Source organism: Baekduia sp. Peel2402 (assembly GCF_052567285.1).
Genome location: NZ_CP199582.1, coordinates 1215308 through 1240426, shown reverse-complemented (window position 1 = coordinate 1240426; position 25119 = coordinate 1215308). Strand labels below are relative to the sequence as shown.

Annotated in this window: 12 protein-coding genes; 8 read left to right on the top strand and 4 right to left on the bottom strand. The window is 67.4% G+C overall.

The window, feature by feature from the left end; genetic code table 11:
- The first annotated feature begins 177 nt into the window (after positions 1 to 177).
- The gene (locus ACT01A_RS06090) at positions 178 to 1440 is read left to right on the top strand and encodes a DegT/DnrJ/EryC1/StrS family aminotransferase (RefSeq protein ID WP_445151352.1); all 1263 of its coding nucleotides are present in this window, start codon (positions 178 to 180) and stop codon (positions 1438 to 1440) included.
- Positions 1441 to 1492: 52 nt separating this feature from the next.
- On the opposite strand, the gene ACT01A_RS06085 is transcribed toward ACT01A_RS06090, so the two are convergent.
- From ACT01A_RS06085 to ACT01A_RS06070, 4 genes are all read right to left on the bottom strand, one after another.
- Positions 1493 to 2836 carry a radical SAM protein gene (locus ACT01A_RS06085; RefSeq protein ID WP_445151351.1) on the bottom strand — a complete coding sequence of 448 codons (1344 nt, stop codon included), beginning with the start codon at positions 2834 to 2836 and terminating at the stop codon, positions 1493 to 1495.
- A 69-nt stretch (positions 2837 to 2905) separates the two neighbouring features.
- A complete protein-coding gene (locus ACT01A_RS06080; RefSeq protein ID WP_445151350.1) occupies positions 2906 to 3106 on the bottom strand; it encodes a hypothetical protein in 201 nt (66 codons plus the stop codon).
- A gap of 251 nt (positions 3107 to 3357) precedes the next feature.
- On the bottom strand, positions 3358 to 3498 hold the full coding sequence (locus ACT01A_RS06075) for a helix-turn-helix domain-containing protein (protein WP_445151349.1): 141 nt from the start codon (positions 3496 to 3498) through the stop codon (positions 3358 to 3360).
- Between the two features lie 202 nt (positions 3499 to 3700).
- A complete protein-coding gene (locus ACT01A_RS06070) occupies positions 3701 to 4993 on the bottom strand; it encodes a hypothetical protein (protein ID WP_445151348.1) in 1293 nt (430 codons plus the stop codon).
- A 1834-nt stretch (positions 4994 to 6827) separates the two neighbouring features.
- Here ACT01A_RS06070 and pglW point away from each other — a divergent pair.
- From pglW to ACT01A_RS06035, 7 genes are all read left to right on the top strand, one after another.
- Positions 6828 to 11054: a BREX system serine/threonine kinase PglW gene (gene pglW, locus ACT01A_RS06065; RefSeq protein ID WP_445151347.1), complete on the top strand. Its 4227-nt coding sequence runs from the start codon at positions 6828 to 6830 to the stop codon at positions 11052 to 11054.
- A complete protein-coding gene (pglX, locus tag ACT01A_RS06060; protein ID WP_445151346.1) occupies positions 11051 to 14575 on the top strand; it encodes a BREX-2 system adenine-specific DNA-methyltransferase PglX in 3525 nt (1174 codons plus the stop codon). The genes pglW and pglX overlap by 4 nt, the downstream gene beginning before the upstream one ends.
- On the top strand, positions 14572 to 18255 hold the full coding sequence (locus tag ACT01A_RS06055) for a phage resistance protein (RefSeq protein WP_445151345.1): 3684 nt from the start codon (positions 14572 to 14574) through the stop codon (positions 18253 to 18255). The genes pglX and ACT01A_RS06055 overlap by 4 nt, the downstream gene beginning before the upstream one ends.
- On the top strand, positions 18252 to 20837 hold the full coding sequence (gene pglZ / locus ACT01A_RS06050) for a BREX-2 system phosphatase PglZ (RefSeq protein ID WP_445151344.1): 2586 nt from the start codon (positions 18252 to 18254) through the stop codon (positions 20835 to 20837). The genes ACT01A_RS06055 and pglZ overlap by 4 nt, the downstream gene beginning before the upstream one ends.
- On the top strand, positions 20830 to 22161 hold the full coding sequence (brxD, locus tag ACT01A_RS06045) for a BREX system ATP-binding protein BrxD (RefSeq protein ID WP_445151343.1): 1332 nt from the start codon (positions 20830 to 20832) through the stop codon (positions 22159 to 22161). The genes pglZ and brxD overlap by 8 nt, the downstream gene beginning before the upstream one ends.
- Complete coding sequence (locus ACT01A_RS06040; RefSeq protein WP_445151342.1) at positions 22158 to 24284, top strand: DEAD/DEAH box helicase; 2127 nt, start codon at positions 22158 to 22160, stop codon at positions 24282 to 24284. Before brxD ends, ACT01A_RS06040 begins: the two co-directional genes overlap by 4 nt.
- A gap of 275 nt (positions 24285 to 24559) precedes the next feature.
- Entirely contained in the window at positions 24560 to 25039 is a 480-nt protein-coding gene (locus tag ACT01A_RS06035; RefSeq protein WP_445151341.1) for a DUF456 domain-containing protein, read from the top strand.
- Positions 25040 to 25119 lie beyond the last annotated feature (80 nt).

Here is a 25119-nt window from a genome sequence, read left to right as displayed (position 1 = left end):
TGATGGTCGACGAGATTTTGGCTGCCGTCCGGAGCGAGGTCGAAGCGGCCCTTTCCCGGGATGGCCAGAACTCCGGCTGCAACTGACATGTCCTCGAGGTCCGGCGGCCACCGCGACGCCGGAAGCATCTTCCATCGGGCAACCGCTTGAACGATGCGTCGGGATATTCGAGAGCTCTTGTATGCGGTCGAGGCGGAGGATGCCAGCGCCGGCACATTCCTCCATTTGACGGCCAACGAGTCGTGGGCCTCTGAGACAGCGCGGAGAATCGGCGGATTGCGCGTTGGCGACCGGTACGTCGTTGGTCCGGGCGACGATCTTGGAGTCGAGGACTTCGCCGGCTTCACGTTCTCCGGTTACCCTGCCGCGAGTTCGCTGCTTGCAAGCGCCACTCGAGCAGCCAAAGACATGCTAGGCGCAGCGGAAGTCAGTTTGGCCCCGCTGTCCGGAGTCCACGCGATGACCTGCGCTCTCCTCTCCCTCACCGAACCCGGTGACCATGTCGTATGCGTTCACCCAGGCACCGGTGGACACTTTGCTACCGCAGGGATACTGCGACGGTCGGGTCGCCATCCAGTGTTTGTCCGCTACCAGCACGAGTCGCTGTCCATTGACGCGAGCCAACTTGCCGAAGCCGTGTGCTCCTCAGGCGCGCGCTGCGTTTACCTCGACGTGTCCTCGACCATACGCTCGCACGATCTCGCGTCGATTCGGTCTGCTGTCGGCCCCGATACTCGCCTGATCTACGACGCAAGTCACGTCCTCGGGCTGATCATGGGGGGGCGCTTTCAACATCCCCTGTCGGAAGGCGCAGACGTCATCTCGGCAAACACCCATAAGACCTTGCCAGGCCCACAGAAGGGACTGCTGGCATTCCGAGATCAGGACCTGGCGGACCGCGCCAACGACGTCATCGACAATGCGCTTATCTCGAGCACGCACTCTGGATCTACGCTAGCGCTCGCTGTCACCCTGCTCGAGATGGAGGAGTTCGGGTCCGAGTACGCAGAACAAGTTATTGCAAACTCGAATGCGCTCGGCGCCAGCCTGAGTGAACTCGGGCTAGACGTTCGGACGACGCCGGACGGGGCGTTCTCCGAAAATCATCAGGTGCATCTATTCTGCGACCGGTTCGGAACCCCCAGCGAGGTGGCTTCGCGCCTGCACAGGGCCCGGATTTCGGGCAATGTCGACACCGCCATCGGTCCGCGTGCGTATCTGCGAATCGGTACGCAAGAGTTGACTCGTCGGGGTATGGCCGAGCCCGAGATGTCCACGATCGCAGCGATGCTGAACTTCGCTCTGAGGCCCGCCGGCGGTGATCTGGGCCACGACGTATCTGCGTTCGTCGCGCAGCACACGGGTTCTGCGTTTTCTTTCTCGGCAAGCAACCTCCCGGCCCGCCTCCGTTCTAACGCTAGGAGACCCGAGAGCGGTTGAACCGATGGTCGCCAAAGGTGGACGAATCATGTGGCGGACGCGCTCGCGGAAACTAATCTCGCACCGACTCCGCGACATATAGCATCATGCGTTCGCCTGCGTTCAACTTAAAGGAAGGGCAGGGTGCTGCGCCGTCCGCCCATGACTTCGGACAAGCGCCTCCGCAAACAGGCAGGACGGGACAAGAGTGGCACGGTAGTTCATCACGCTCCAAGACCTCCTCATTGAAATTCGCGAAGTCGAGGTCGGATGAGTCGCCCACGCGGTCGACTCGGCCCGTCTCATACCGGTTGGGGTTCCCGTAGGCAGGGACGTAGGGTGCCTCCGAGCAGTTGTACTCGATCCCATCCGCGTCGGTGACGCGCGAGTCGGGGCGGACGGCAAGGCAAACGATCTCGCGCCGACTCGGTAGGAGCGGGACTTCGTAGCCCAACGAGAGCATCTGCGCGAACCATTCGATTTCGCGCGACGCGAACGAGTTCGCGTCCAGACTCACGTCGGCCGCGTCGTTTCCCCAAGCGTGAATCGGAGCGAAGTACAACGAAAAGCGCTCGTGGAGGCCCTCGTCCGCAAGCAGGTCGATCAACTCGGGAACCGCATCTGCGTTGGTCTTGTCAACGTTGCAGCGCAAACTGACATCAAGAGTCAGGTCGGGCTCGGCGGCGATGGACCGGAGTCTTCGGAGGATCGGCGCGAACGTGCCGCGACCGCCCTTCTTCGTGACCCGACGCAGGTCGTGACTTCGCGCGGGCCCATCGAGGGTCACCTCTATATGCCCGACTTTCAGAACGTCTTGCAGTTCCCTGGCCAAAGGAAGACTGAGTCCCAAGCCGTTGGTCACGACGCGGGCTGTGTAGTCGCACCCGAACGTCGTGGCAACCTCCACGAGTTGCGTCGTAAGCGTCCGCATGACGGGCACGGCCAGCAGAGGTTCGGCACCAAACCAGCCGATTCGCAATTCTTCATAATGCTGGCCACGACGAGCGGCGTCGGTGAGCCTCGACCTGATCTTTGTGACCAGGCCAACCTGGACAGCGGCGTCCATAGAAGAGTTGCGATGTTCCTGCCCGCAATACCCGCACCCGAGTTGACAAGCAGCGGATGGCTGGATGATCTGGACCAGCACTGGCGACGTCTCGATCGCTTCGCGGTTCTCCGCGACGACCACTGCGAGTTCGTCAGCTTCCTTCGCGACCAGGATCTCGGCATTCTCAAGGACCCCAACAAGCGCCGCGGGGATGTCTTCGAACCTCCCGGCGCGCAGCGCCTGCCACGTTTGCTCGGGGATCAGAAAACATTGGCCGGAGCGAGTGGCCATCAGGACGCGTGAGCGGTTTGGCGACTCACCTACCGTCGCGCCGGCGATCAAATAGCGCGACAGCTTCAGAGACTTCATTGCGTCACTCATGAGTGTGGAATCGAGGCCCGGCGGCGTCGTGGTGGCCGCCGGACCTCGATGACATTGTCAGTCGCAGCCGGTGTTCCGGGCGCTCAGCCGGGCTTCGACCGCGAAGAAGCGAATCGGGTCCCCGCCCGCCTGCTCCCACTCGGCGAATTGCGCGCCGGAGTTCTGGCCGACCCGGGAAAGGGCCGCCTCGACGTCACTCTGGGCGGCAGCCAAAATCTCGTCGACCGTCAGTCGACTAGACACCATCGTGTTTGCCATCGGCGCTCCTATCGTATTGTGGTTAAAGTGGCGCCTCGCGGCGAACCTACCACACACCTTTCGGCAGGTCGACATGGAGTTCGGGGTGACCGGCGGAGTGAGCTGTAGGCTGCGCGGCGAACGTCGTGGGCACCTGACGATCGAGGAGCTCGGAGCCAACCCGCCCCGGCGGACCATGCTCGCCTCCGAGCGCCCGTCGAGACGCGAGCCAGTCCCTTGCCTTCGTTGGTTCCTCTACCGACGAGCAAGATCTACGTGTTGGCCTGAGCTTGAACCCACTGTGCGATTGCCTGGCGGCTGAAGCGCTTGCTCCGTCCGATGCGCACGGAAGGGAGCGAGTTCCGCCGTCGTCGGCTGAGTTCATAGACGGTGCTGGTCTTGATCGTCAGCAACTCGGCGACGTTCCGGCGCCCTCAAACCCTCGAGCGCGCGGCAGATGCCGCGCCACTGATCGTCTCGGGCACGCGCTGACTGGCGGCAGGTGGCGTCCGCGGCGCGGTGTGAAGTGCGCAGGCTGTCTGTCTCGGCGGACGATTCATGGTGCGTGGCTACGACCGGTTCGGAAGCTGTCGCCCTCGAGGGGGCGTCTCGCGTTTAGTCCCGTCTGATAGGTGCGCTCGCACCAAGCGCGTCGATCTCAAGAACTCGTCGATCTCTGGCCGTTAGGTTCGGCCCCATCTCAGGAGCGAATGTGATCCACGCCGGTCGTGACTCGCCCTCCTCGATCCGAGTGACAAGCGCATCTAGCTCGGCCCGGGTGTCGACCCGGGCAAAGCTTCGTGGACCGAGGGTTGGATGAGAGTGCTCCAACGCGTCGATGGCTGACGCGGTGAAGTCCACCATCTGGTTTCGCGCCGACAAGACAGACTGGAATCCGTAGAGGACGTCGTCCAGGAGCCGTGGAGAGACATGCGAAGGCATGTTGTGCGTCTCGACGACGAATCCCCGCACGCTTTGGCCTGTCGCACGCACTTCTGTAAGCGCACCACGGCCGGAGGCGGCGGCTCCGACAAAGGCGTCGAGATCCACGAAATGCACCAGGACGATCTCGGACTCGATGAGCGCGCGGCGCATGCTCAGCTCCAACGGCCAAACATGCGGAGGTGCCAGCAGAGGCGACGGTCGCTCAAGCGGTCCAAGATTGATGCCTACGACAGGTCTGCTCATCGCGTCGATCGCTTCTGCTGCAGACGGAGACGGTGAGAAGTCCTCGGCATTTTCTCCTGAGGTCGCGAGCACGACGTCTCCGGGCGAATGCATCGCCCATGACGTGAGGCCGTCGAACTGTTGCATTGCCTCAGCGACGGAGGCGAACGTGTAGTCCGCTGGCGTCGTGATCTCGAACGTCGAGGTCAAGTGCGAGTCGCCCTCAAGAACGGCGTCGCCGACGTTGAGCAGCTTCGTAATCGCTTCGGCCCGCCGCCGCTGGCGCCCCTTTCGGCTCCGACCTTCGTGCCGTGGATGACCGCCTGACTCGATCAGGATGGGATGCTCCGGATCAGAACAGACGATCACGTCCGAGACACGAAGGCAGTACGTCAAGTCTGCGATCAATGCTGGGATCCCTCGGCGACAGATCGTCTCGGCGATTTCGGCTGTCGCTCGGAAGCCGTGTTGATTGTGAATCGCCGGTGGCGACGCCTGGTTCTTGGCGAGTTGGCGGATCGTGTGGGAGTGGAGGAGCCGCCAAGCAAGAGCGTCGCCGAACAACCGCAGAAGGCGAAGATGCCGACGCTCGGGAGACGCTTTGTCGGCGAACGCGACTGGTTCGGCGTCGACGATTGCAGCGATCAGCCGACGTTGGAATTCCCATACGTCCTCCGCGCTGGCGATCTTGTCGAACGCCTCGAGAAGCTCTGCTCTGATGTCGGTGAGTCCGTCAGGCACGACTGAAGTGTCCGACACCGCGCCGACTCATCCAGGGGTGCCGCGAGCAGTTTCCCGTGTCAACGGCCGCGCCCGGTCCAATTCCCGGTCCAAATTGAGCGCAACTTAGAGGTACTCGGAAACCACAAACCCTTGAAAACAAAGGGGATACGCCTCAGCGAAACCCCCTAGATCGGGCTGGGGGCCGGGCGGTCGCAGGTTCAAATCCTGTCTCCCCGATACGTAAGAATGGCCCGCAAACGCGGGCCATTCTGGTGAAGAGAGTGGGCGCGGCCGCAGGCTCGCGGTACAACCGTGCGAGACCCCGACGCAGCGGCTAACCGTGCTAGTCCCTGATCTTCTGGAGTACGCGCCCTGGAGCGGTTGAGTGCGCGATGATCGAAGACGCACGGCTCCAGGCACTACACCTTCTCCCGTGCGGTTCGCGAGTGGTGCTTCGTTCAGCTTCCACTTGTCGAGCTGGGAGCGTTTCGCACCCTGCTCAAGCAACGTGACTCAGCGACCTCGGGTTGTTCGCAGGAGACCTTGGGAGACAGCTGACCGTGAGGGCATCCTCGCGCCTGTGGGCTATGCACGGCATGGTGGCTGGATCACGACCTATCGGAGTGTCTGAACGGCAGTGATTTCCGTGTGCGTGAGGAGAGCGGCCACATTCGTGGACAGAGCTGAAAGCAGACGCCGAGGAGGTTCACGGCAGCGACGCGAACGTCCAGATCCTCCACCACGATTGGCAGCTCCTGACAGCGGCTGAGCTCCAGAAATGGCTAGATGCCAGCGGTCCCTTGGGGCAACATGGCCGAAGGGCTCAAAGTCTCCTACGAGATGCGAGCCACGTTCGGCGCTGCGCCGTCACATGAGCGACTCCTTATACAGTGGCCACGCTGCCGATGCTTGTGCTTACCGAGCATCTGGTGCGGCTCAGTGGAGCTGATCGTCGACTGAGCGGACACTCCGAGACTGACGCACAACGGCGTTGATGCGCGCCGACGCTCAGGGTCGTCCCACAGCGCGGGGAGCGTGACGACTCGGATCTGCGGGAACGCCGCGTCCGCAGCTGTCGTAGCCCAGTGCGCGTAGGTAGCGGGCCAGCGAGACCGCCGGTCATGGCTTCGCGGATCAATCCATTTGTGCGTCGGGAATCGGGTGCCAGCTCAGCGAGTGCTGCCAGACGCTTCGAGGCTCTCCTCTAACGGGCCGCGATGAATATCGTCTGACTGCCCGTTGCTGTCCGTCGCTCCCGTGCCGCTGGCGCTGGCGAGACCATCGCGAGATCACACGCAGCGGGCGAACGTAGCCTTGCAGTCGTTCGGCGCACGGAACTGCCGCTGAGCTTCTCCACACACGACTGAGTGACGGAGGCCGGTGCGGCGGTCGCGCCGACCGGGCACAGAACGTCCGGGCGCCCCTCGAATCAGGAACGCGGCGCTGTGATCTCGCTGCCGTGTCGGGCACGGCACCAGCGCCTGAGGTGGACCGTCTGCATATCCCCTGGCAACTGCGCGTCGCGGGTGCGCGCCTGCCCGCCATGGTCATGGCTCGGCACGCGTGAGCTCTAAGCTAGGCTCGACGTCGGTGGGCGAGCGGAGAAAGCATCGGTCTCCGCACGACAAGAGCGTGGAGACCTGTCAGGGCGGTGCACGCGGCCGACGCAGCGCAGACCAAGGCACTAGATTGGGCGCGCCAGGATGGCTCTAGAGATGCTGACAACGGGGCGCCTGCATTGTGTCGACCGCGACGCTGCGAGGTCGATCGCGCAGGCGCAGAGCCATGGCTCCCGGGCCGTGGCTGACTCCGGCCGCGCGGTCTCCGCGCCTCTGACGCGGAGGCGCTTTTAATGGCGCCCGGCAACTGGAACGAGATCACGCCCTCCGGCTTCGCTTGGGAACGCGAAGCGCTCGAGCACGTCCGCCGTGGGTTCCCCAAGCACGCTCCATATGCCGCGTGGACGAACTTCGAGTTCTTCGACGGTGGATCCCGGCTCTACGAGGTCGACCTCCTGCTCTGTACGCCGAAGGGCTTGCACCTCGTCGAGGTGAAGTCGTGGCCGGGGCTCATCGAGGGCGACGACCACACATGGCGATGGACAGACCCAGACGGGCGGAGCGTGGCCCGCGACAGCCCCTTGCGCTTGGCCAACACGAAGGCGAAGGCGCTCAAGTCGCTGCTCGCGCGCAGCGTCTCCGGGCACCGCGTCCAGCTGCCGTTCGTGACGGCCTGGGTGTTCCTGTCAACGCCGGATCTCGAGGTGCGCCTCACCGAGCAAGGGCGGGTGGGTGTCCTGGGACGCAGCGACCCCGATCACCGACGTCCAGGGGTCCTGGACCTTCAACGAGCGCTGGTGGACGTGACCCCCGCCGACCACGAGCAGTTCAGGCGTCGTCCGGGGCGGCGACTCGATCGACCGACCGGCGAGCTGATCGTGACGGCGATGCGCGAGGCGGGTATCAAGCCGTCCAACCGCATGCGCACGGTCGGCGAGTATCGGCTGGAACAGCTGCTCGTCGAAGGTCCTGGTTACCAGGACTTCGCCGGCGAGCACGAGACGCTCAAGGCGAGGCGCCGCCGCGTGCGCATCTACAACGCTCCGCCAAGCGCCGACGATCCAAGGCGACAAGCGCTCCGCCGTGCGGCGCGACGCGAGAGCCAGCTGCTCGAAGGCCTACAACATCCGGGGCTGCTGCCCATCGAAGGGTACGTCGAGCACGACCTCGGCCCCGCGCTTGTACTGGGCATCGCGCCCGACCGGCCGACGCTCGACGCCTGGCTGACCGAATACGCAGCGAGGCTGTCGCTCATCGACAAGCTGACGCTGTTGCGGGAGATCGTCGACGCCGTCCGCTACGCGCACTCCCACGGCCTCGTCCATCGTGGTCTTTCGCCCCGCAGCATCTTCATCAGCGATGAGGGCCAGCCGCGCATCGGCGATTGGCACACCGGCGCGCGTATAGGAGCGGAAGTCGGCGATCTCACCCTGGCCGGGACCCGCGACCCCGGTGCGCTCGCCGCAAGTGGGGCGGAGGCTTACCTCGCCCCGGAGACCGCGATCACCCCGGAGCTCGATCCGACAGCTGACGTGTTCTCTCTCGGAGCTGTTGCCTGGCTTCTGGTTACGGGCCAGCCCCCGGCCGAGAGAGCTAGTGACCTCCTTGTGGCACTGCGCGAATCCGGAGGCCTTGATCTCGCGGCGGCCGTCGACGGCGTTGGCCCTCGCCTCCGGGACCTCGTGCGGTCGGCGACGGCTCCCGCGATCGGAGACCGGCTTCCGGATGCGGAGGAGTTCCTCGTTCACCTCTCCGACGCGCTGGAAGAGGCTCACGAGGGGGAGGCCGAGGACGCGGCGGACCCCCTTCTGGCCGACAAGGGCGACGTCCTGACCGACGTCCTGATCGTCGAGCGCGCGCTCGGCGCCGGCAGCACGGCGCGAGCGTTGTTGGTGCAAGACGTCGACAGCGGTCAGCGCAAGGTGCTCAAGGTTGCGTTGGACGAGGAACGTGCTGGCGTCCTGCGTGACGAGTTCGAGGTGCTCGAGGCTGTCGTGCATCCTGCGATCGTGCATAGTGACGGGCTGGTGCGAGTCAGCGGCCGCACCGCGCTCGTCCTACAGTTCGCCTCGGAGGGGACGGTCGCGCGCCGTCTTCGTGAAGAGGGGCCTTTCGGACTAGAGCTGCTCGAACGGCTTGGCGTCGACCTGTTGCAGGCGTTGATTCACCTCGAGCGGGAGGGCTACCTGCACCGGGACGTTAAGCCCGACAACCTCGGGCTCGCTCCTGCGGGCAAGAACAATGAGTTGCATCTCCTGCTCCTCGACTTCAGCCTCTCTCGTGCTGACCCTGCATCGCTCAGGGCTGGGACGCCGAATTACGTCGACCCGTTCCTCGGCCTCGGCGAGCGTCGCCGGTTCGACGCCGCGGCCGACCGGTGGGCCGCCGGCGTCACCCTGCATGAGATGGCGACCGGCCGGCGTCCGGTCCGTGGTGACGGGCGCAGCAACCCGGCCGCCACCGGCGCGGACGTCGCCCCTGTCCTGGACGTCGTCGACCCTGCGGTCCGACCGCGGCTGCAGGAGTTCTTCGAGCGCGGGCTGTGTTCGGACGTCGGCCGGCGCTTCCACACCGCCCAGGAGATGCTGGACGCCTGGCGAGCGGTCTTCTCCGAGGTCACAGAGCCGGCCGCTCCGACCGCCACAACGGCAGAGGACGTCGACGCGCTGCTGGACGCCGCGACGCTTGCCACGCCATTGGCAGCTGCCGGATTGTCAGTTCAGCAGGTGGCGGCCCTGGAGCGCCACAACGTCGTCACCGTCGCTGACCTTGTCACGCTGCCTGGCAGCGAGCTCTCGCGCTTGCGCGGGGTTGGCAACCGGATGCGACGGGAGCTGATGGCGATCACAGGGCGCTTGCGCCGGTCGCTGGCAGACGAGATAGGTCGGGCCGGCCTCTCGCGTGCACAGGCGACGGCCACCACCACCGACGAGCCCGACGCGCCTGACGTTCAGGGACTGGACGCGCTCGTGCTTCAGCTCGCCCCGGAGCGTGCTCCCGATCGCAAGGGCCTGCACATGCAGCGCGTGCTGCTTTCCCTGCCCGAGGTACCAGGAGGCACCCCCGCCTCTGCGGGCACGTGGCCGACCACCCAGGAAGTCGGCGCGCACGCGGGAGTGTCGGCCGGAGAGGCGAGGCTTGCCCGTGACGCGGGCCTGCGCCGGTGGGGGAAGCTGCCGGCAATCACCCGCCTGCGCGCCTCGCTCGCAAGCGAGCTCGAGCGCTCCGGCGGTGTCGCGACGGCTGACGAGATGGCCGTGCGGGTGCTCGCGATCCGCGGCTCGGTCGTCCCGGACGCCGCTCTGCGGCTGGCATACGCCCGAGCAGCAACCCGTGCCGCGATCGAGGTCGAGGTGGCCCGTGGCGAGGAGAGCCGCTTCACCCAGCGCCGCGCAGGTGCTCGCGTCGTGTTGGCTTCCACGACGCTGGCTGAGGATGCTCAGAGCTTGCTCGACCGAGCGCTAGCGCTCGGTCGCGAGGCCGACGTGATCGTCAGCGAAGACCGCTTGCTTGCACCCGCGCAGGTCCTTGCCCGATTGCATGAGGTCGACAGCCGCCTAGCGGACGTCCCGCTGCTGCCTGCGCGGCTTCTGGCGCTCGCCGCCGCCGCAAGCGATGACGCCGCCGCGAGCCCGCGCGGCGAGCTGTACCCCGTGGGAATGCCCGCGGCCCGTGCCGTCGTGCTTGCGCAAGGCGCGCTGCTCGGAGCCAAAGAGCTGACGTTCGCCGAGGTCCGTGACCGGATCGTCGCTCGTTACCCCGAGGCCGAGCTCCTGCCGAGCCGTCCGCAAGAGCTCGAGGGGCTGCTGCAACAGGCGCGGGTGGATCTCACGTGGCGCACCGACCCTGCGCGAAAGGAGGGTGGGGTCTTCTTGCCCGCGGCACTCCCGGTGGGCCTCACGGGCCTGCTAGGCAGCACCTCGCTGACGCGCGGGCAGACGACCGGCTCCCTTACCACAGCGGATGCGCGCCGGCTGGAGGCCGCCGACTTCGACCGCATGTTGGGGACCGCGCGTCGCGACGGCGGGCCGTTCTTCCTGCTCGCTGCACCTCGTGAAGTGGCACGCGTCCGCCGCCGGCTCGTCGACGTGCATGGCGTCGTGCCCATCGATGTAGAGCGCTTCGTGCTTGACCAGTTGCGGCGGCTTGCTGACAGCGAGGGCATCGACTGGTCTCTGCTCGCCCGGACCGACGTTGCCGGACCGACCGGGGCGCAGTGGTCGTCGTTGGTGAACGTCTTCAGCGAGGTCTTCGATTCGCTCACCGAACGCGTCAGCGCAGTCGGCGGCGTTCCGCTGCTGCACCGCGCCGGGCTGCTGGCTCGGTACGGTGGTCTCGACGTTCTCCGACGCCTTCGCGCTGCATCGCTGCATGGTTGGTGGCTGCTGATCGCCCAGGACGAGCAGATCGGCCGCCCTTTGCTTGACGGCGCTGCGCTGGAGGTGCGCGGCGACTACGAGTGGGCTCGAGTGCCCGCTGCCTGGATCCCTGTCGACCCTCGCTCCATCACCGCCGCATGATCGAACGCCACACGCTGCTCGCCGACCTCAAGGCGCTCGTCGCCACGCTCACCGATGACCTCCGCGATCGTGCGAGCACGACCGGCGATCCAGTAGCGGAGACCGTGGCGCGAGAGTACGCCACGGCAAGGGCGGCGGGCCGTACGGCGCAAAGCGAGTCGGCGTGGCGCGAGGACCTGTTGGTTCAAGGTGCCGTGGCGTGGGTGCTGTCTAGCGTGTTCGTCCGGTTCATGGAGGACAACGGGCTGGTCGACGTGGCGTGGCTGTCGGGGCCTGCGGCGCGCCGCCAGGAAGCCCGAGCGCGTCGGCGTGGCTACTTCGCCGAGCATCCGCTGGAGACCGATCGCGAGGTGCTGCACGCGGCGTTCCGAGCGGCGGCAGCGGCCCCGGCAGCCGCCCCGCTATTCGACGAGCGCCACAACCCGCTGTGGCGGTTGCCGGTCAGCGGCGACGGCGCCCGGGCGATCCTTGAGGTGTGGGATCGGCTGGACGACGCGAGCGAAGCTGTGCGGCTGCGCCACGACTTCACCGACCCGGCACGCGACACGCGGTTCCTCGGCGACCTGTACCAGGACATCTCGGATGCGGCGCGTGAGAAGTACGCGTTGCTGCAGACGCCGGAGTTCGTCGAGTCCTTTATCCTGGATCGGACGCTCGAGCCGGCGCTGGCGGAGTTCGGCTTACCGCCTCTGAAGCTCATCGATCCGACCTGCGGCTCTGGCCACTTTCTCATCGGGGCGTTCGAGCGGCTGCTCGCGCGTTGGCAGGACGCCGAGCCGGGGACGCCGCTGCCCGAACTGGCCGACCGGGCGCTGCGCGCCGTCCACGGCGTGGACGTCAACCCCTATGCGGTGGCGATCGCCCGGTTCCGGCTGACCGTGGCGGCCCTGCAGGCCTGTGGGATCCGGCGAATCGCCGATGCTCCGGCGTGGGACGTGCGGGTGGCATGCGGGGACTCGCTGCTGCACGGCCCGGAGGAGGGTCAGTTGGACGCTGCGGCGTTCGGCGCGGCGCTCGTGCGGGAGGGCCTGGACCACCACTACCTGACCGAGGATGCCGAGGACCTCGGACGGTGGCTGCGTCCGGGCTACCACGTTGTGGTAGGCAATCCGCCGTACATCACGGTTAAGGACGCGGCGTTGAACGCGGCCTATCGGGCGCGCTATTCAGCCTGCCACCGTGAGTACGCGCTCACCGTGCCGTTCATGCAGCGATTCTTCGATCTCGCGCGAGGCGCTGGCGGGTGGGTAGGGCAAATCACCGGCAACAACTTCATGAAGCGTGAGTTCGGCTCCAAGCTAGTTGAAGACTTCATACCCACCGTCGATGTGCAAACGGTCATCGATACGGCTGGCGCGTACATTCCAGGCCACGGCACCCCAACCGTGATCCTGATCGGTCAAGCGCGGAACCCGGTGCTGGGCACGGTCCGTGCAGTCATGGGCATTCGCGGCGAGCCGGGGCCGCCGGTCGATCCGGCTACTGGACATGTGTGGCGTGCGATCGTCGAGCAGGTGGATCGACCGGGCAGTGAAAGCGCCTATGTGTCGGTCGAGGACCTCGACAGAGCGCTGTTGCACAAGCATCCGTGGAGTTTGGCCGGGGGTGGCGCCAGCTCGTTGCGTACCCGCATCGAGCGCGTGCAGGAGCGACTCGACGATCTTGCCGGAGCTATTGGCTTCAGCGCCATCAGCGGTGAGGACGATTCGCTGCTCTTCCCGGCCGAGCGAGACCTCGTTCGTCTCGGCGTTGCGCAGAAGGTCGAGCTTGTCAATGGAACGGCCGTTAGGGAGTGGACGCTGACGACGAACCGTGCCGTGTGGCCGTATGACGAGGGCAACGCCCTCGCTCCGCTAGAGGCGTCCACCCTGCGGGTGCTGTGGCCACGCCAAAGCTATCTGCTTGCTCGCAAGCTGTTCGGCGAGCCGATCACGACGCGCGGCCTGGCTTGGTACGAGTGGCGCGAGTTCTATCGCGAGAAGCACCAGGTGCCGTTGACCATCACCTGGGGCGAGGTGGCGACGCACAATCACTTCGTGCTCGATAGGGGCGGCAAGGTGTTCAACAGGACCGCGCCCGTGATCAAGCTGCCGAAGGGGACAAGTGAAGAGGCGCACTTCGCGTTGCTCGGGGTGCTCAACAGCTCGACGACATGCTTTTGGTTGAAGCAGGTCTGCCAGACAAAAGGCGGCGGTGGGGTCAATGAGGGCTTTCGCGGCGACGGCTGGGAGTTCTTCTTTCAGTTCAACGTCACCAAGGCCAAGCAAATGCCCCTGCCGGCTCTCCGCCGGCCCGATCTCGCGACGGAGCTTGACCGCCTCGCCCGACAGCGTGCCGCGCGGCTGGCCGAGGTTTCAGCGCTGCTCGACGGTGGGGCGGTTGCTTTAGCCGAGGCCGAGCATGCCGACACCGAGGACATGGCGCGGATGATCGCGCTGCAGGAAGAGCTCGACTGGGAGACCTTGGCGGCCTACGGCCTGGTGTCGGACAAGTTGTCGCGTCCGGGGCTGGAGGCGCCACCGATCCGGCTGGGCGAGCGGGCGTTCGAGATCGTGCTTGCGCGATCCGGAGCCGAGACGACGTGGTTCTCACGGCATCGTTCAAGCCCGGTCACCGAGCTGCCCGCCGATTGGCCGGCCGGATACCGCGAGATCGTCGAGCGACGCATCGCGATGATCGAGTCCGACCGCGACGTCGGGTTGATCGAGCGCTCCGAGAACAAGCGGCGGTGGAGCCAGCCGACGTGGGCCGAGCGTGAGCGGCAAGTCATGCGCAGCTACCTCCTGGACCGTGTCGAGGAGCTCTCCGACTGGGCGGCGGGGCAGATGATCACCTGCGCGCAGGTCGCTGACCGCCTCGCCGCGGACGAACGTGTGCGCTTGGCGACCCAGCGCTATGCGGGCGCGGTGGACGTCGATCTCGAACGAACGCTCACTGCGTTGATCGCTGAGGAGTCGGTCCCGTACCTTGCAGCGCATCGACATACCGAAGCCGGTTTGCGCAAGCGCGCCGACTGGGAGGCGACATGGGATCTGCAGCGCCGCGAGGACGCTGGCGAGGCAGTAGGCGAGATTCCGCTGCCGCCCAAGTACGGTGACAAGGACTGGCGCGCTTCGCGATACAAGCAGCTCCGCGGCAAGCTCGATGTCCCGAAGGAGCGGTTCACGTCGGTGCCGGACGGGCAGCGTACGGGCGACCCTTCACCGGTGCTCGGATGGGCGGGATGGGACCATGCCCAGCTGGCGTTTGCCTTGGCCGGGCGGGTCACGCTGTTGCGCGACGCAGATGGCGCCGGGGAAGACCGGGTGATGCCGCTGTTGGCGGGGATCGCCGAGTTGCTTCCGTGGGTGCGTCAGTGGAATCCCGAGCCCGATCCGGACACCGGGCAGCCGCCGCACGTCGAGCTAGAGGCGTTCGTCGACGGTGAGCTGCGCCGACTGGGGCGCGCCTACGACGAGCTGCCCGGGTGGCGCCCGCCTGAGAAGGCCAAGCGCGGTCGGAAGGCGAAGAGCGTCGCATGAGCACAGCTCCCGACGCGCAGCCGCTGCTGCGAGATCTCATCGATATCCCGGAGCAGGTCAGCGCCAGCGACCTGGTCACGGAGCTGGTCAGCGCCGTTGCTGAGGCGCAGCAGACCGTTGACGAGTACGTCGTCACCCCGCAGCTAGCCGAGGCATTCGACCGGGCGCTCGGGCTCGTCGCGCTGTCGGCGACCGACGCGCGCAGCCGCGCGACGTTCTTGCACGGCTCGTTCGGCGCCGGCAAGAGCCACTTCATGGCGGTTTTGCACCTGCTGCTCCAAGGCGATCCTCACGCGCGCGCGAAGCCTGATTTGCAGGCGGTCGTACACCGTCACGACGGAGCGCTGGACGGCAAGAAATGGTTGTTGGTGCCCTACCACATGATCAGCGCGACGAGCCTCGAGCAGGGTGTGCTCGGTGGGTACGCGAAGCACGTGCGCGCCCTGCATCCCGAGGCTCCGGAACCCGCCGTCTTCCGTGACCAGGACCTGTTCGCCAACGCTCGTGACCTTCGCGATCGCCTCGGGGACGTCGCGTTCTTCGAGGCGCTCGGAGCCGAGCAAGGTGGCGGCGGGTTCGGCCGCTTCGGAGGCACAGCCTGGACGGCCCAGCGCTTCGAGGCTGCGATGGAAGCGCCGCCCGCAAGCAAGGAGCGCACCGCCCTGCAGTCCGCACTCCTCAGCGGCCTTTTGAGCGCCATGCGTGGAGCGGCCTCCGGTGACGCAACGCAGTACGTAGGCATCGACGACGGGCTGGCGATCATCACGCAGCACGCCAAGGACCTTGGCTACGACGGGCTTGTCCTCTTCCTCGACGAGCTGATCCTGTGGCTGGCCAGCCATCTCAGCGACGAGTCCTTTGTCGCGAACGAGGCTTCGAAGATCCCCAAGCTTCGCGAATCTGGCAACGCCGCGCGAGCCCTTCCGATCGTCTCGTTCGTCGCTCGCCAGCGCGACCTGCGTGAGTTCGTTGGACGCGACAGCCCCGGCGCGCAGCAGGCGGCGTTCGCCGACACGCTCGACTGGGGCGAGGGACGCTTCGAGACGGTGCAGCTGGAGGATCAGAACCTCCCCGAGATCGCTCGCCAACGCGTCCTGGCGCCCAAGACGCCGGAGGCGGCGGCGCTCATCGATGCCGCCTTCCGCGACGTGACCGCACGCACGGCGCCTCAGCTATCGGTCCTGTTGACGTCGACGGGCACGGTCGACCAGTTCCGCGCGACCTATCCGTTCAGCCCGGCCCTTATGCAGGTGCTCGTCGCGCTGTCCTCCGCGCTGCAGCGCAACCGCACGGCGCTGAAGGTTCTCAAGACGCTCCTGGCTGAACGCCGCGACGAACTGCGGCTCGGCGACCTGGTCGGAGTAGGGGAGATCTGGGACGTTGTGCTGGACTCGCCAGAGCCGTTCAGCGCCGCCCTGGCCAACCAGGCTGAACAGGCACGGCGGCTCTATCGCGAGAAGCTCCGCCCGATGCTGTTGGAGGAGCAGGCACTCGACGAGGACAGCGCGCGCGATGTGCCGTGGTCGCATCCCTTCCGCGCCAACGACCGACTGATCAAGACCTTGTTGATCGCGGCGCTCGTCCCGTCGGCAGAGCCAGTGCGTGACCTCACCGTCAGCCGCCTGGCGGCGCTCAACCACGGGTCGGTGCGGTCGCGAATCCAGGGCAACGAGACCGCTCAGCTGCTCGGCAGGTTGCACACCTGGAGCTCCAAGGTGGGCGAGCTGAAGGTCGGTGAAGATCCCAACGACCCGACTGTCGGGATCGCGCTCTCCGGGGTGGACGTGCAGAGCGTGCTCGACGGCGCGCGCGCGGCCGACAGCCCCGGCACCCGCCGTCAGAAGGTCCGCGAGTTGGTGTTCGCCTTGTTGGAGGTCGACGACACGCGCTTGGCGAACCAGCTGACGTTGTCGTTCTTCTGGCGCGGCACCGCTCGGCTGGCAGACGTCCGTTTCGGCAACGTCCGCGACGAGCAGGACATCACCTCGGGCGCGCTGCGGCCTTCGGGCGACAACTGGTGCCTGGTGGTGGATTTCCCGTTTGACGGCGAAGGCTTCCGGCCGGCGGACGACCTCGCACGTCTCGAGCACTGGCGTGACGCGAACCCCGAGGGCGCTCGCACCATCGTCTGGATCCCATCGTTCTTCTCGGGCGCGTTGCAGACCGACCTTGGCCGGTTCGTCATCCATGACCACGTGCTGGCCGGAGACGGCTTCCGTCGCTACGCAGCCCATCTCTCCGAGGCTGAGCAGACCAGCGCACGCCGCACGCTCGAGACCCAGCGAGACGCGCTCCGAGCACGGGTCCGGATGGCGTTGATGCAGGCCTATGGATTGCAGACGCCGAGTGCTGAGTTTATTGACATCTCGCTGTTGCCTGAGGAGGGTGAGGCTGGCATCGTCCGCACGCTGCTATCCGGCTTCGAGGTCCAGCGGCCGGTTGGTGCCGGTCTACGTGATGCCGCTGAGCGGCTCCTCGGCCAGGGACTTGAGCACGAACTGCCCGGCCACCCCGAGTTCCGGCGCGAGCCTAAGACTCGCGACCTGACGAAGGTGCTGGAGCTGCTCCGTGACGCGATGCAGCAGGAGGGCGGACGGCTCGTGGTGCAGGACCGCTCGTCGCGGGAGCTGCTCGGTGCGGCGGCGGAGCCGATGGGCTTCGGCGACATGGGCGAGACCGCGTTCGTGCTCAAGGACCGCTGGGTCACATGGCTGGAGCAGAAGCTCGCTGGCGAGCCACGGCCGACCGTCGAGCAGTTGCGCGCCTGGCTCGACACCACCGACCTGCAGGGCATCCCGTCACCAGCACAGGATCTCGCCGCCATCGCGATCGTCGAGCAGGCCGGACGGCGGTTCGCCGAGCACGGTGGACCGGTTTCGCAGCCGGTGATCGGTCGGCTCAGCGATGGGTGGGAGGTCGTCGACCAGCCCATGCCGTCGAAGTCCGAGTGGACGGCGGCGGTCGAGCGGAGCAAGGCGCTTTTCGGGCTCGTGCCGATCGAGGCCTACGCCTCGCAGGCTGTCGGCACGCTCGCGGTCGAGATCCGCGACCGGATGACGGCAGCGGCCGCACCGCTGCTGCGGCTAGAGACGGAGCTGAGAGGGCGCGGCGCGCCGGCCGACGGGAGTCGGGTTCGCACGACGCAAGCGCTGGCCTCGTTCGCTACCGCGGTCTCTCAAGCCCGCGACGACGTCGAGCTGCTGCGGTCGTTTGGCTCCCGTGACCTCGAAGTCAACGTCGTGGTCGCTGCAGTGGTGCTCGCACATCCTGACGTCCAGGAGGCGCTGCTCGTCGATCCTGATTGGACGACGGTCGACCAGCTGCGCACGCTGACCGCCAACGGCGACGTCGACGCCGCTGCGCTCCTCGGCCCGCTCGACGAGGCGCTGAGCTTCGACGAGCTCGCGGCGCCGCTCGAGCCCCGGCTGCGCGCGTGCGCGCGCGCTGGCCGCGACCTCATAGCAAGCCGCCTGGCGGGCGGGTCGCGACCGGCTGAAAAGGCACCCGGACAAGAAGAGGCCGCAACCGCCCGTTCGGTCTCCGCCTCTTCTGACTCCCTTCCGAGTGCGGAGACCGTCGTCGGCTCAGAGGCCGCGCACGCGGTCATCGACCGCCTCACCGAAGGCGCTGACGATGAACTGGAGTTCTCCATCCAGTGGCGTGTCCGGCCGCCGTCGTGAGCGCTGGGCCCCTGACCGCCGCGCAACTGCTGCCGCTGCTGCGACGGCTGCAGCCGCGCATGGGCGACAGCCAGGTCATCGGCGTTCACCATCACGGTGCGTGGGCCGGCAATGAGCAACTCGTCGTCGACGGCGACACGTACGTCGTCCGCCAATGTCCGTCGCTCCTGGAGGTCCACGACGCGCTCGCGCATCTGAGCAACGACGAGCGGCTCGTGCTCATTAGCCCGTTCGAGGTCCGTGAGCTCGGCATGGACATCGTCTCGCGGTTCGTGCGTCAGGACCTCGTGCGTCCTCGTCCGCTACTCGCGGTACTGAGCCTGTTCGGCGCGCGCGATGTCGACCGCCGCGTGGCCCGAGCCGATTGGATGTTGGACGAACTGCTGCGCCTGGCCCCTGCGGAGGGGTATCCGCGCACCGCCGCGGGGACGTTGACCTTCGATCGAGCATGGGACGAGCTGCTGCGCCGCGGCCTGGAACTCCCCGGTAACGCACTGACCCTAGTTGAGCTCGTCCGGTGGGGTGCTGCGGCCAGCCATGTGCGTCGCCTGCGCGAGTCGCGCCCGGAGCTGCGAGAGGCGCTTCATGAGCTGCTGGGGCCCATCGACGGCGCAGGCGCCGTGCTCGCGGCCGTCGAGCATGGACCGGCGAGCGCGGCGATCACCGGCGGGCTCGTCGCCCGACTCTTGGACCCGGAAGAACGGGCAGCCGGCCGCTTTGAGGCGGCGGTGCTCGGCAACACGAGGCTGGAGGGTGCGACGGCCTGGGCGCAGGCGGCCGAGCGGGTGGTCTTCGATGAGCCGGACCCTAACCGGGCGCGGGGATGGGCGAGCGAGGCCGCCCAGCTCGCCGAACGACTGGAGCTCACCGGCCGAGCCGAGCGCAGCCCCGTGATGCCCGGGGGGTTCGATGCCCGTCTGCAACGGATGGCCGAAGCTCTCGATGGGCAGCGCCTTGTGCTCGCGCAAGCGTGCGATGCGGTCCGCGAGCACGTCCTTGCGCGAGAGCATCCTCGTCTTCCGTCCGCGCTGGACATGGTCCAGCGGCTCGCGCGGCGACCGCAACCCATGCAGACAGGGCGGCTGGCGGAGGCAGTCGCCGCGGAAGTCGCCGACGGTGGATGGGCGGTGTGGGCGCGGTCGGTGGCCGCCGACGCGGCGATCGGCTCGGCCGCCGATGCCGTCGGTCGTCTCCTGGCGGCGGTCGACGCGGACCGACGCCTCGAGAGCCTGCGGTTCGCCGAGCTGGCGTGCTCTTGGGACGGTGATCGCTCCGACGGTGTGCTCGGCGTCGAGCACGTGCTCGAGGAGGTCGTCGCGCCGGTGCTTGCGGCTTCGCCAACACTCGTTGTTGTCGTAGACGGCTTGAGCCAAGGCGTCGCCCGTGAGCTTCTGGCCGAGCTGGTGGCCACCGGTTGGCAGGAGCGTCGGCCGACGTCGATGACACGGCGGCCCGCGGCTTTGGCGGTACTGCCGAGCCTCACCGGCGTCTCGCGCTCTGCGCTGCTGTCGGGCGTGCTCGGGGCAGGTGCAGGTCAAGCCGTCGAGAAGTCGGGACTCGCCTCACACGAGCGCCTGCGCGAGCTCACGGGGACAACACCGCCCCTCCTCTTGCACCAGCGTGACTTAAGAGCGGCCACCGAGGGGTTGGCCGCCGACGTCGCCGAGGCGATCGCCAATGGCCCGCGGCTGGTGGGCGTAGTCGTCAACGCGGTCGACGACGCCCTCTCCGGTGGGGCGCAACAGCGCACCCGTTGGACCTCGGACGAGGTCCCCGTTCTGCGCTCGCTTCTTGACGCCGCGGCAGCCGCCAACCGTGCTGTCGTCATCCTCGCTGACCACGGTCACGTGCCCGAGCGTCCTGGCATGAGCGGTATAGGCTCCGCTGGTTCCTCCTCGTCCGGAGCCCGTCGGCGGTCGGCCGATGGCGAGTCACCGCGTGAGGGCGAGATCCTCGCTGATGGTTCGCGCGTGGTGGGGACCGATCGTGTCGTGCTGGCCGTCGACCCGCTCATCCGGTATGTCGCCAAGCCGGCCGCGGGTTATCACGGCGGCGCGAGCCCGGAGGAGCTGGTCGCGCCCGTGCTCGTGCTCACCGCGTCCGCGTCGACGCTCGACGGGCTCGAGGAGCAGCCGCTCGACGAGCCAGATTGGTGGCATGCCACGTCGCCGGTTGCCATCGATCCGATCGGCCGCCGACCGTCTCCCATAAGGATGGCGGCTGATGGACAGCTCGCGCTCGCCGGCGTCGAAGCGTCCGTGGCCAGGGACACGAGTGGCCCCGATTGGATTGACGCGCTGCTCCGGAGCGCCCTGTTGGCCGAGCAACGCCGACGGAACGCTCGGACCGGTGTCGATGATGCCCGGCTCCGAACGGTGCTCGAGGTCCTCGAGAGAGCAGGGAAGCTGACCAAGGCTGCGCTCGTCCAGAGTGCAGGCCTGCCCGTCGCTCGCGCCGATGGCGTTCTGGCCGTCATCCGCGCGATCCTCAACGTTGAAGGTGTTCAGGTCCTGACCGTCGACCAGGCCGCTGACGCCGTGGAGCTGAACGTCGACCTCCTCCGCGAGCAGTTCGGTGTCTAGGACACCGCTCTCAGCATTGCGTCGCCGCGACGTCGTTGACGCGTTACGCCGCGGCACCGTCCCGCCGCAGGGGCTCGGCGCGCTGGCTGTCGGCCTGGACCACCTTGAGGACGCTCTGACTGCCGACCTCGAGCACGTTGCTGCGGGTGGAAGCGGCTTCAAGGCGATTCGCGGCGAATACGGAGGCGGCAAGACGTTCTTGGCTCGGTGGCTGGCCGAACAGGCGCAGCGACTGGGGATGGCGACAGCTGAGGTCCAGATTTCCGAGAGCGAGACGCCACTTCACCGGCTCGAGACCGTGTACCGCCGTGCGGTCGAGCGGCTCGGCACCGCCGACGAGCCGGCCGGCGCGCTGCGTACGGTGCTCGAGCGCTGGACATATGGCCTGGAGGACGAGGTCCTTGCCGAGGGCCAGGTCAATGAGAACGACGCTGAGAAGCTCGCGGCGCGTGTCGACGTGCTGATGGAGAGGCGGCTGGCCGCCGTCAGTCAGCGCGCGGGCGCCTTCTCGGCGGTCGTTCGCACCTGGCGGCAAGCGACGCTCGACGGTGACACCGAACGCGCCGAAGGGCTGCTGGCGTGGCTGTCGGGTCAGCCGCACGTCGCCGCATCGGTCAAGCGCGGCGCGGGGGTCAAGGGTGAGCTGGACCACTTCGGAGCGCTGGCGTTCTTGCAGGCGTTGCTCGTCGTACTGCACGACGCAGGCCACCCGGGCCTGCTGCTCGTCTTGGATGAGGTCGAGACGTTGCAGCGCATGCGCCGTGACGTCCGGGACAAGGGCCTTAACGCTCTACGACAGCTGCTGGACGAAATCGACGCCGGACGCTTCCCGCGGTTGCTGTTGGTGATCACCGGCACGTCGGCATTCTTCGACGGCCCTCAGGGCGTACCGCGTCTGCCGCCCTTGGAACAGCGCCTGCACACGGACTTCGGTGCCGATCTCCGTTGGGACAACCCGCGAGCCACCCAAGTTCGCCTGCGTCCGTTTGACCTTGACCGCCTCGTGGAGGTGGGCGGCCGCGTGCGCGACGTCTACGCCAGCGGCCAACCGAGCGAGGACCGCATCCGGCGACTTGTCGACAACGCCTACCTCGCGGCGCTCGCCACGGGGGTTGCGGGCGAGCTGGGGGCATCGGCTGGGATGGCGCCGCGGTTGTTCCTTCGTAAGCTCGTCGGCGACGTCCTCGACCGTGTCGATCAGTTCGAGGATTTCGATCCGCGTCGGGACTACGCCCTGACGATCAGCGACGCCGAGCTCACGGAAGAGGAGCGGGCGGCGCGGGCGCCGTCTCGCGCCGACGATGTGGAGCTTGACCTCCCATGAATGAGGGCGGACCGGCGCTAGAGGGCTTTGACGCGCTACATCCGTCCCTTCAGCACCACATCGTCGCGACGCTCGGATGGCGTAGCCTCCGGCCGCTGCAGGAACGGGCGATCGCGCCATTGTTGGCCGGTGATCACTCGGTGCTCAGCGCTCCGACGGCGGGAGGCAAGACCGAGTCCGTGCTCTTCCCTCTTTTGTCCAGGATGGTGGGGGAGCGCTGGGGCGGTATGTCGGTCCTGTACGTGTGCCCGCTGCGCGCGCTGCTCAACGATCTTGAGCCGCGTGTCCAGCGTCTGTGCTCGTTCGTCGGCCGACGGGCCGAGCTGTGGCACGGCGACACGCCGCAAGCGGCGAGAGCGGCGATCCTGCGCGATCCGCCTGACATCCTGCTCACGACGCCGGAGTCGCTGGAGGCGATGGCGCTGTCGGTGCGGATCGACCATCGGAGCCTGCTCGGTGGCGTTCGGTCCGTGGTGGTGGACGAGGTGCACGCATTCGCCGGCGACGACCGCGGCTGGCATCTGCTCGCGGTGCTCGCGCGCCTTGACGAACTGCTCGAAGCCCCGGCGCAACGTGTCGGGCTGACCGCCACCGTCGGCAACCCGGAGTCGTTGCTGGACTGGCTGATCGACGATCCGGCCTCGCAGCGGAGCAGCTCGACCATCGTGGTTCCCGCGGCTCAAGACGGGCAATCGATCGATCTGGAGATTGACTGGGTCGGCACGGTCGAGAACGCGGCGCGCGTCATCGCTGCGTTGCACCAAGGCGAGAAGCGACTCGTGTTCGCCGACAGCCGAGCGAGGGTCGAAGAGCTGGCCGCTGCGCTTCGTGCTCTCGACGTCACCGTCTTCGTCTCGCATTCGTCGCTCGCGGCCGCCGAGCGCCGCGACGCCGAAGCGGCGTTTCGCGAAGCGCGCGACTGCGTGATTGTGGCCACGAGCACGCTGGAGCTCGGGATCGACGTAGGAGATCTCGACCGAGTCATCCAGATCGGCGCGCCGGCGACGGTCGCCTCCTTGCTGCAGCGCCTCGGACGGGCGGGAAGGCGCCCTGGCACCCATCGGAACTGCCTGTTCCTCGCCACGCGTGACAGCGAGCTGCTTCAGGCGCTCGCTTTGTGCGAGCGCGTCTTCGCCGGCTGGGTGGAGCCGCTTGTTGGCCCACCGCTGCCGGTGCAGCTCGTCGCTCAGCAGCTCTTGGCGACCGCGCTCAGCGCAGGCCGCGTCGATCGGAGCGCCTGGCCGCATGCACTCGGACGGGTCTTCGACGCTGCGGGCCTGTCGCCGACCGACGTCGCAGCTGTGGTCGACTACGCGGTCGATCAGGAGATGGTCCGCGATGAGGGAGGGCTGCTCTCGATCGGTCCGGCCGGTGAAGAGACCTTCGGCGGTCGTCACTTTCTCGAGGTCATGTCCTTGTTTTTGTCGGCGCCGCTGCTGAGCGTGCGTCACGGGCGACACGAGTTGGGAACGGTGGACCCGAGCGCGTTGGGCCGCCATGGACGGGGTGAGCCGACGGTGCTGCTTCTTGGCGGCCGCCCCTGGGCGGTGCGCGAGCTGAGTTGGGGCCAGCGCGCGGTGTGGGTCGAGCCGTCGAAGGAGCGAGGCCGCACCCGCTGGTCCGGCGAGGGACGCGCGCTGTCGTTTGCGCTCTGCCAAGCGCAACGTCGGGTGTTAGCGGGGGAGGCCGAGGCAGTCGAGCTGCTGTTGACGCGACGCGGTCGTGACCGGCTCACCGAGCTTCGGCAAGAGATCGGGCTGATCCCGCCGCAAGGCACCTGGATTACCCAGGACGGCGACGCAGAGCAGGCGTGGTGGTGGACATTTGCCGGAGGCCGGGCTAACCGAAACGTCGCAGCGACGCTCGAGAGCAGCGGCTACCGGACGGCCGCCGTGGATGACCTCCGAATTGGCGTCGACCGGACCTGGCCGGCGGACGCGGCCGCGCGCAGGTCACTGGCCGACGCGCCGGCTCCGTCGATCGACGAGTCGCGACGGCAAGCGGTGAAGTTCTCCGAGCTTATCCCGGGTGAGTTGATCGCGCGCATGCTCGCCACGCGCGACGCCGATGTTGAAGCCGTCAACTGGCTGTCTCAGGCGCCGCTCACGCGAATAGGAGGCTAGGTCGGTCCTACGCCCCCGACGCCGGCGCGCGCTGATCGCATGGGCCTCAACTTCGCGATCGTGTCGCCGCCATCGCCGGAGGGAACAGAGGAGAACGATCCTGGTGGGCTGGCATCGGTCCGCGTCGGCTGGGGCCGAGCGGTCGCAGGTTCAAATCCTGTCTCCCCGATACGCGATAAGGCCCGCAGATACGGGCCTTGGACCGGAGTAGTGCCGCTGTGCGTCAAGCTGCGGGGCGATGACAACTGTGTGTCAACGAGCACCGGCGTACGCCCATGAGTGACGCCGGGCTCGTCCTCGTCGGCCTCGCCATCGCCGTCGGCATCGTCGGCGTCGTCCTGCCCGTCCTTCCCGGCGCCCTGTTGGCGTGGGCGGCGATCGTCGTCTGGGCGCTGGCGGTCGGCTCGGCGACCGCGTGGGTGGTGCTGGCCGTCGCGACGGTGTCGATCGGCGTCGCGCAGGTCGTGAAGGTGCTGGTGCCTGGGCGGCGGCTGCGCGCCGCCGGGGTTCCGCGCGCGTCGATGCTCGCGGGCGTGGTGCTGGCGGTCGTCGGCTTCTTCCTGATCCCGCTCGTCGGTCTGTTCATCGGGTTCCCGTTGGGCGTGTACCTGCAGGAGCGTCGGCGGTTGGGTCAGCACGAGACGGCGTGGCGATCGACCCAGCAGGCGTTGCGGGCGATGGGGCTGTCGATCGCGATCGAGTTGGCGGCGACGCTGGTGGCGACGGTTGCGTGGCTGGTGGCGGTGCTGGCCTGAGGGTGAGAACACCGCATGTCGAGAAGGGCCGATCCGCTCCGCTCTCAGAGACAGAGGCCGCGAACGGCGCGGCCGAGGAC

Coding starts and splice junctions, on each gene's coding strand:
- pglX (WP_445151346.1), top strand. CDS start 11,051: ATGATCGAACGCCACACGCTGCTCGCCGACCTCAAGGCGCTCGTCGCC.
- ACT01A_RS06035 (WP_445151341.1), top strand. CDS start 24,560: ATGAGTGACGCCGGGCTCGTCCTCGTCGGCCTCGCCATCGCCGTCGGC.
- ACT01A_RS06055 (WP_445151345.1), top strand. CDS start 14,572: ATGAGCACAGCTCCCGACGCGCAGCCGCTGCTGCGAGATCTCATCGAT.
- pglW (WP_445151347.1), top strand. CDS start 6,828: ATGGCGCCCGGCAACTGGAACGAGATCACGCCCTCCGGCTTCGCTTGG.
- ACT01A_RS06085 (WP_445151351.1), bottom strand. CDS start 2,836: ATGAAGTCTCTGAAGCTGTCGCGCTATTTGATCGCCGGCGCGACGGTA.
- ACT01A_RS06040 (WP_445151342.1), top strand. CDS start 22,158: ATGAATGAGGGCGGACCGGCGCTAGAGGGCTTTGACGCGCTACATCCG.
- ACT01A_RS06080 (WP_445151350.1), bottom strand. CDS start 3,106: ATGGCAAACACGATGGTGTCTAGTCGACTGACGGTCGACGAGATTTTG.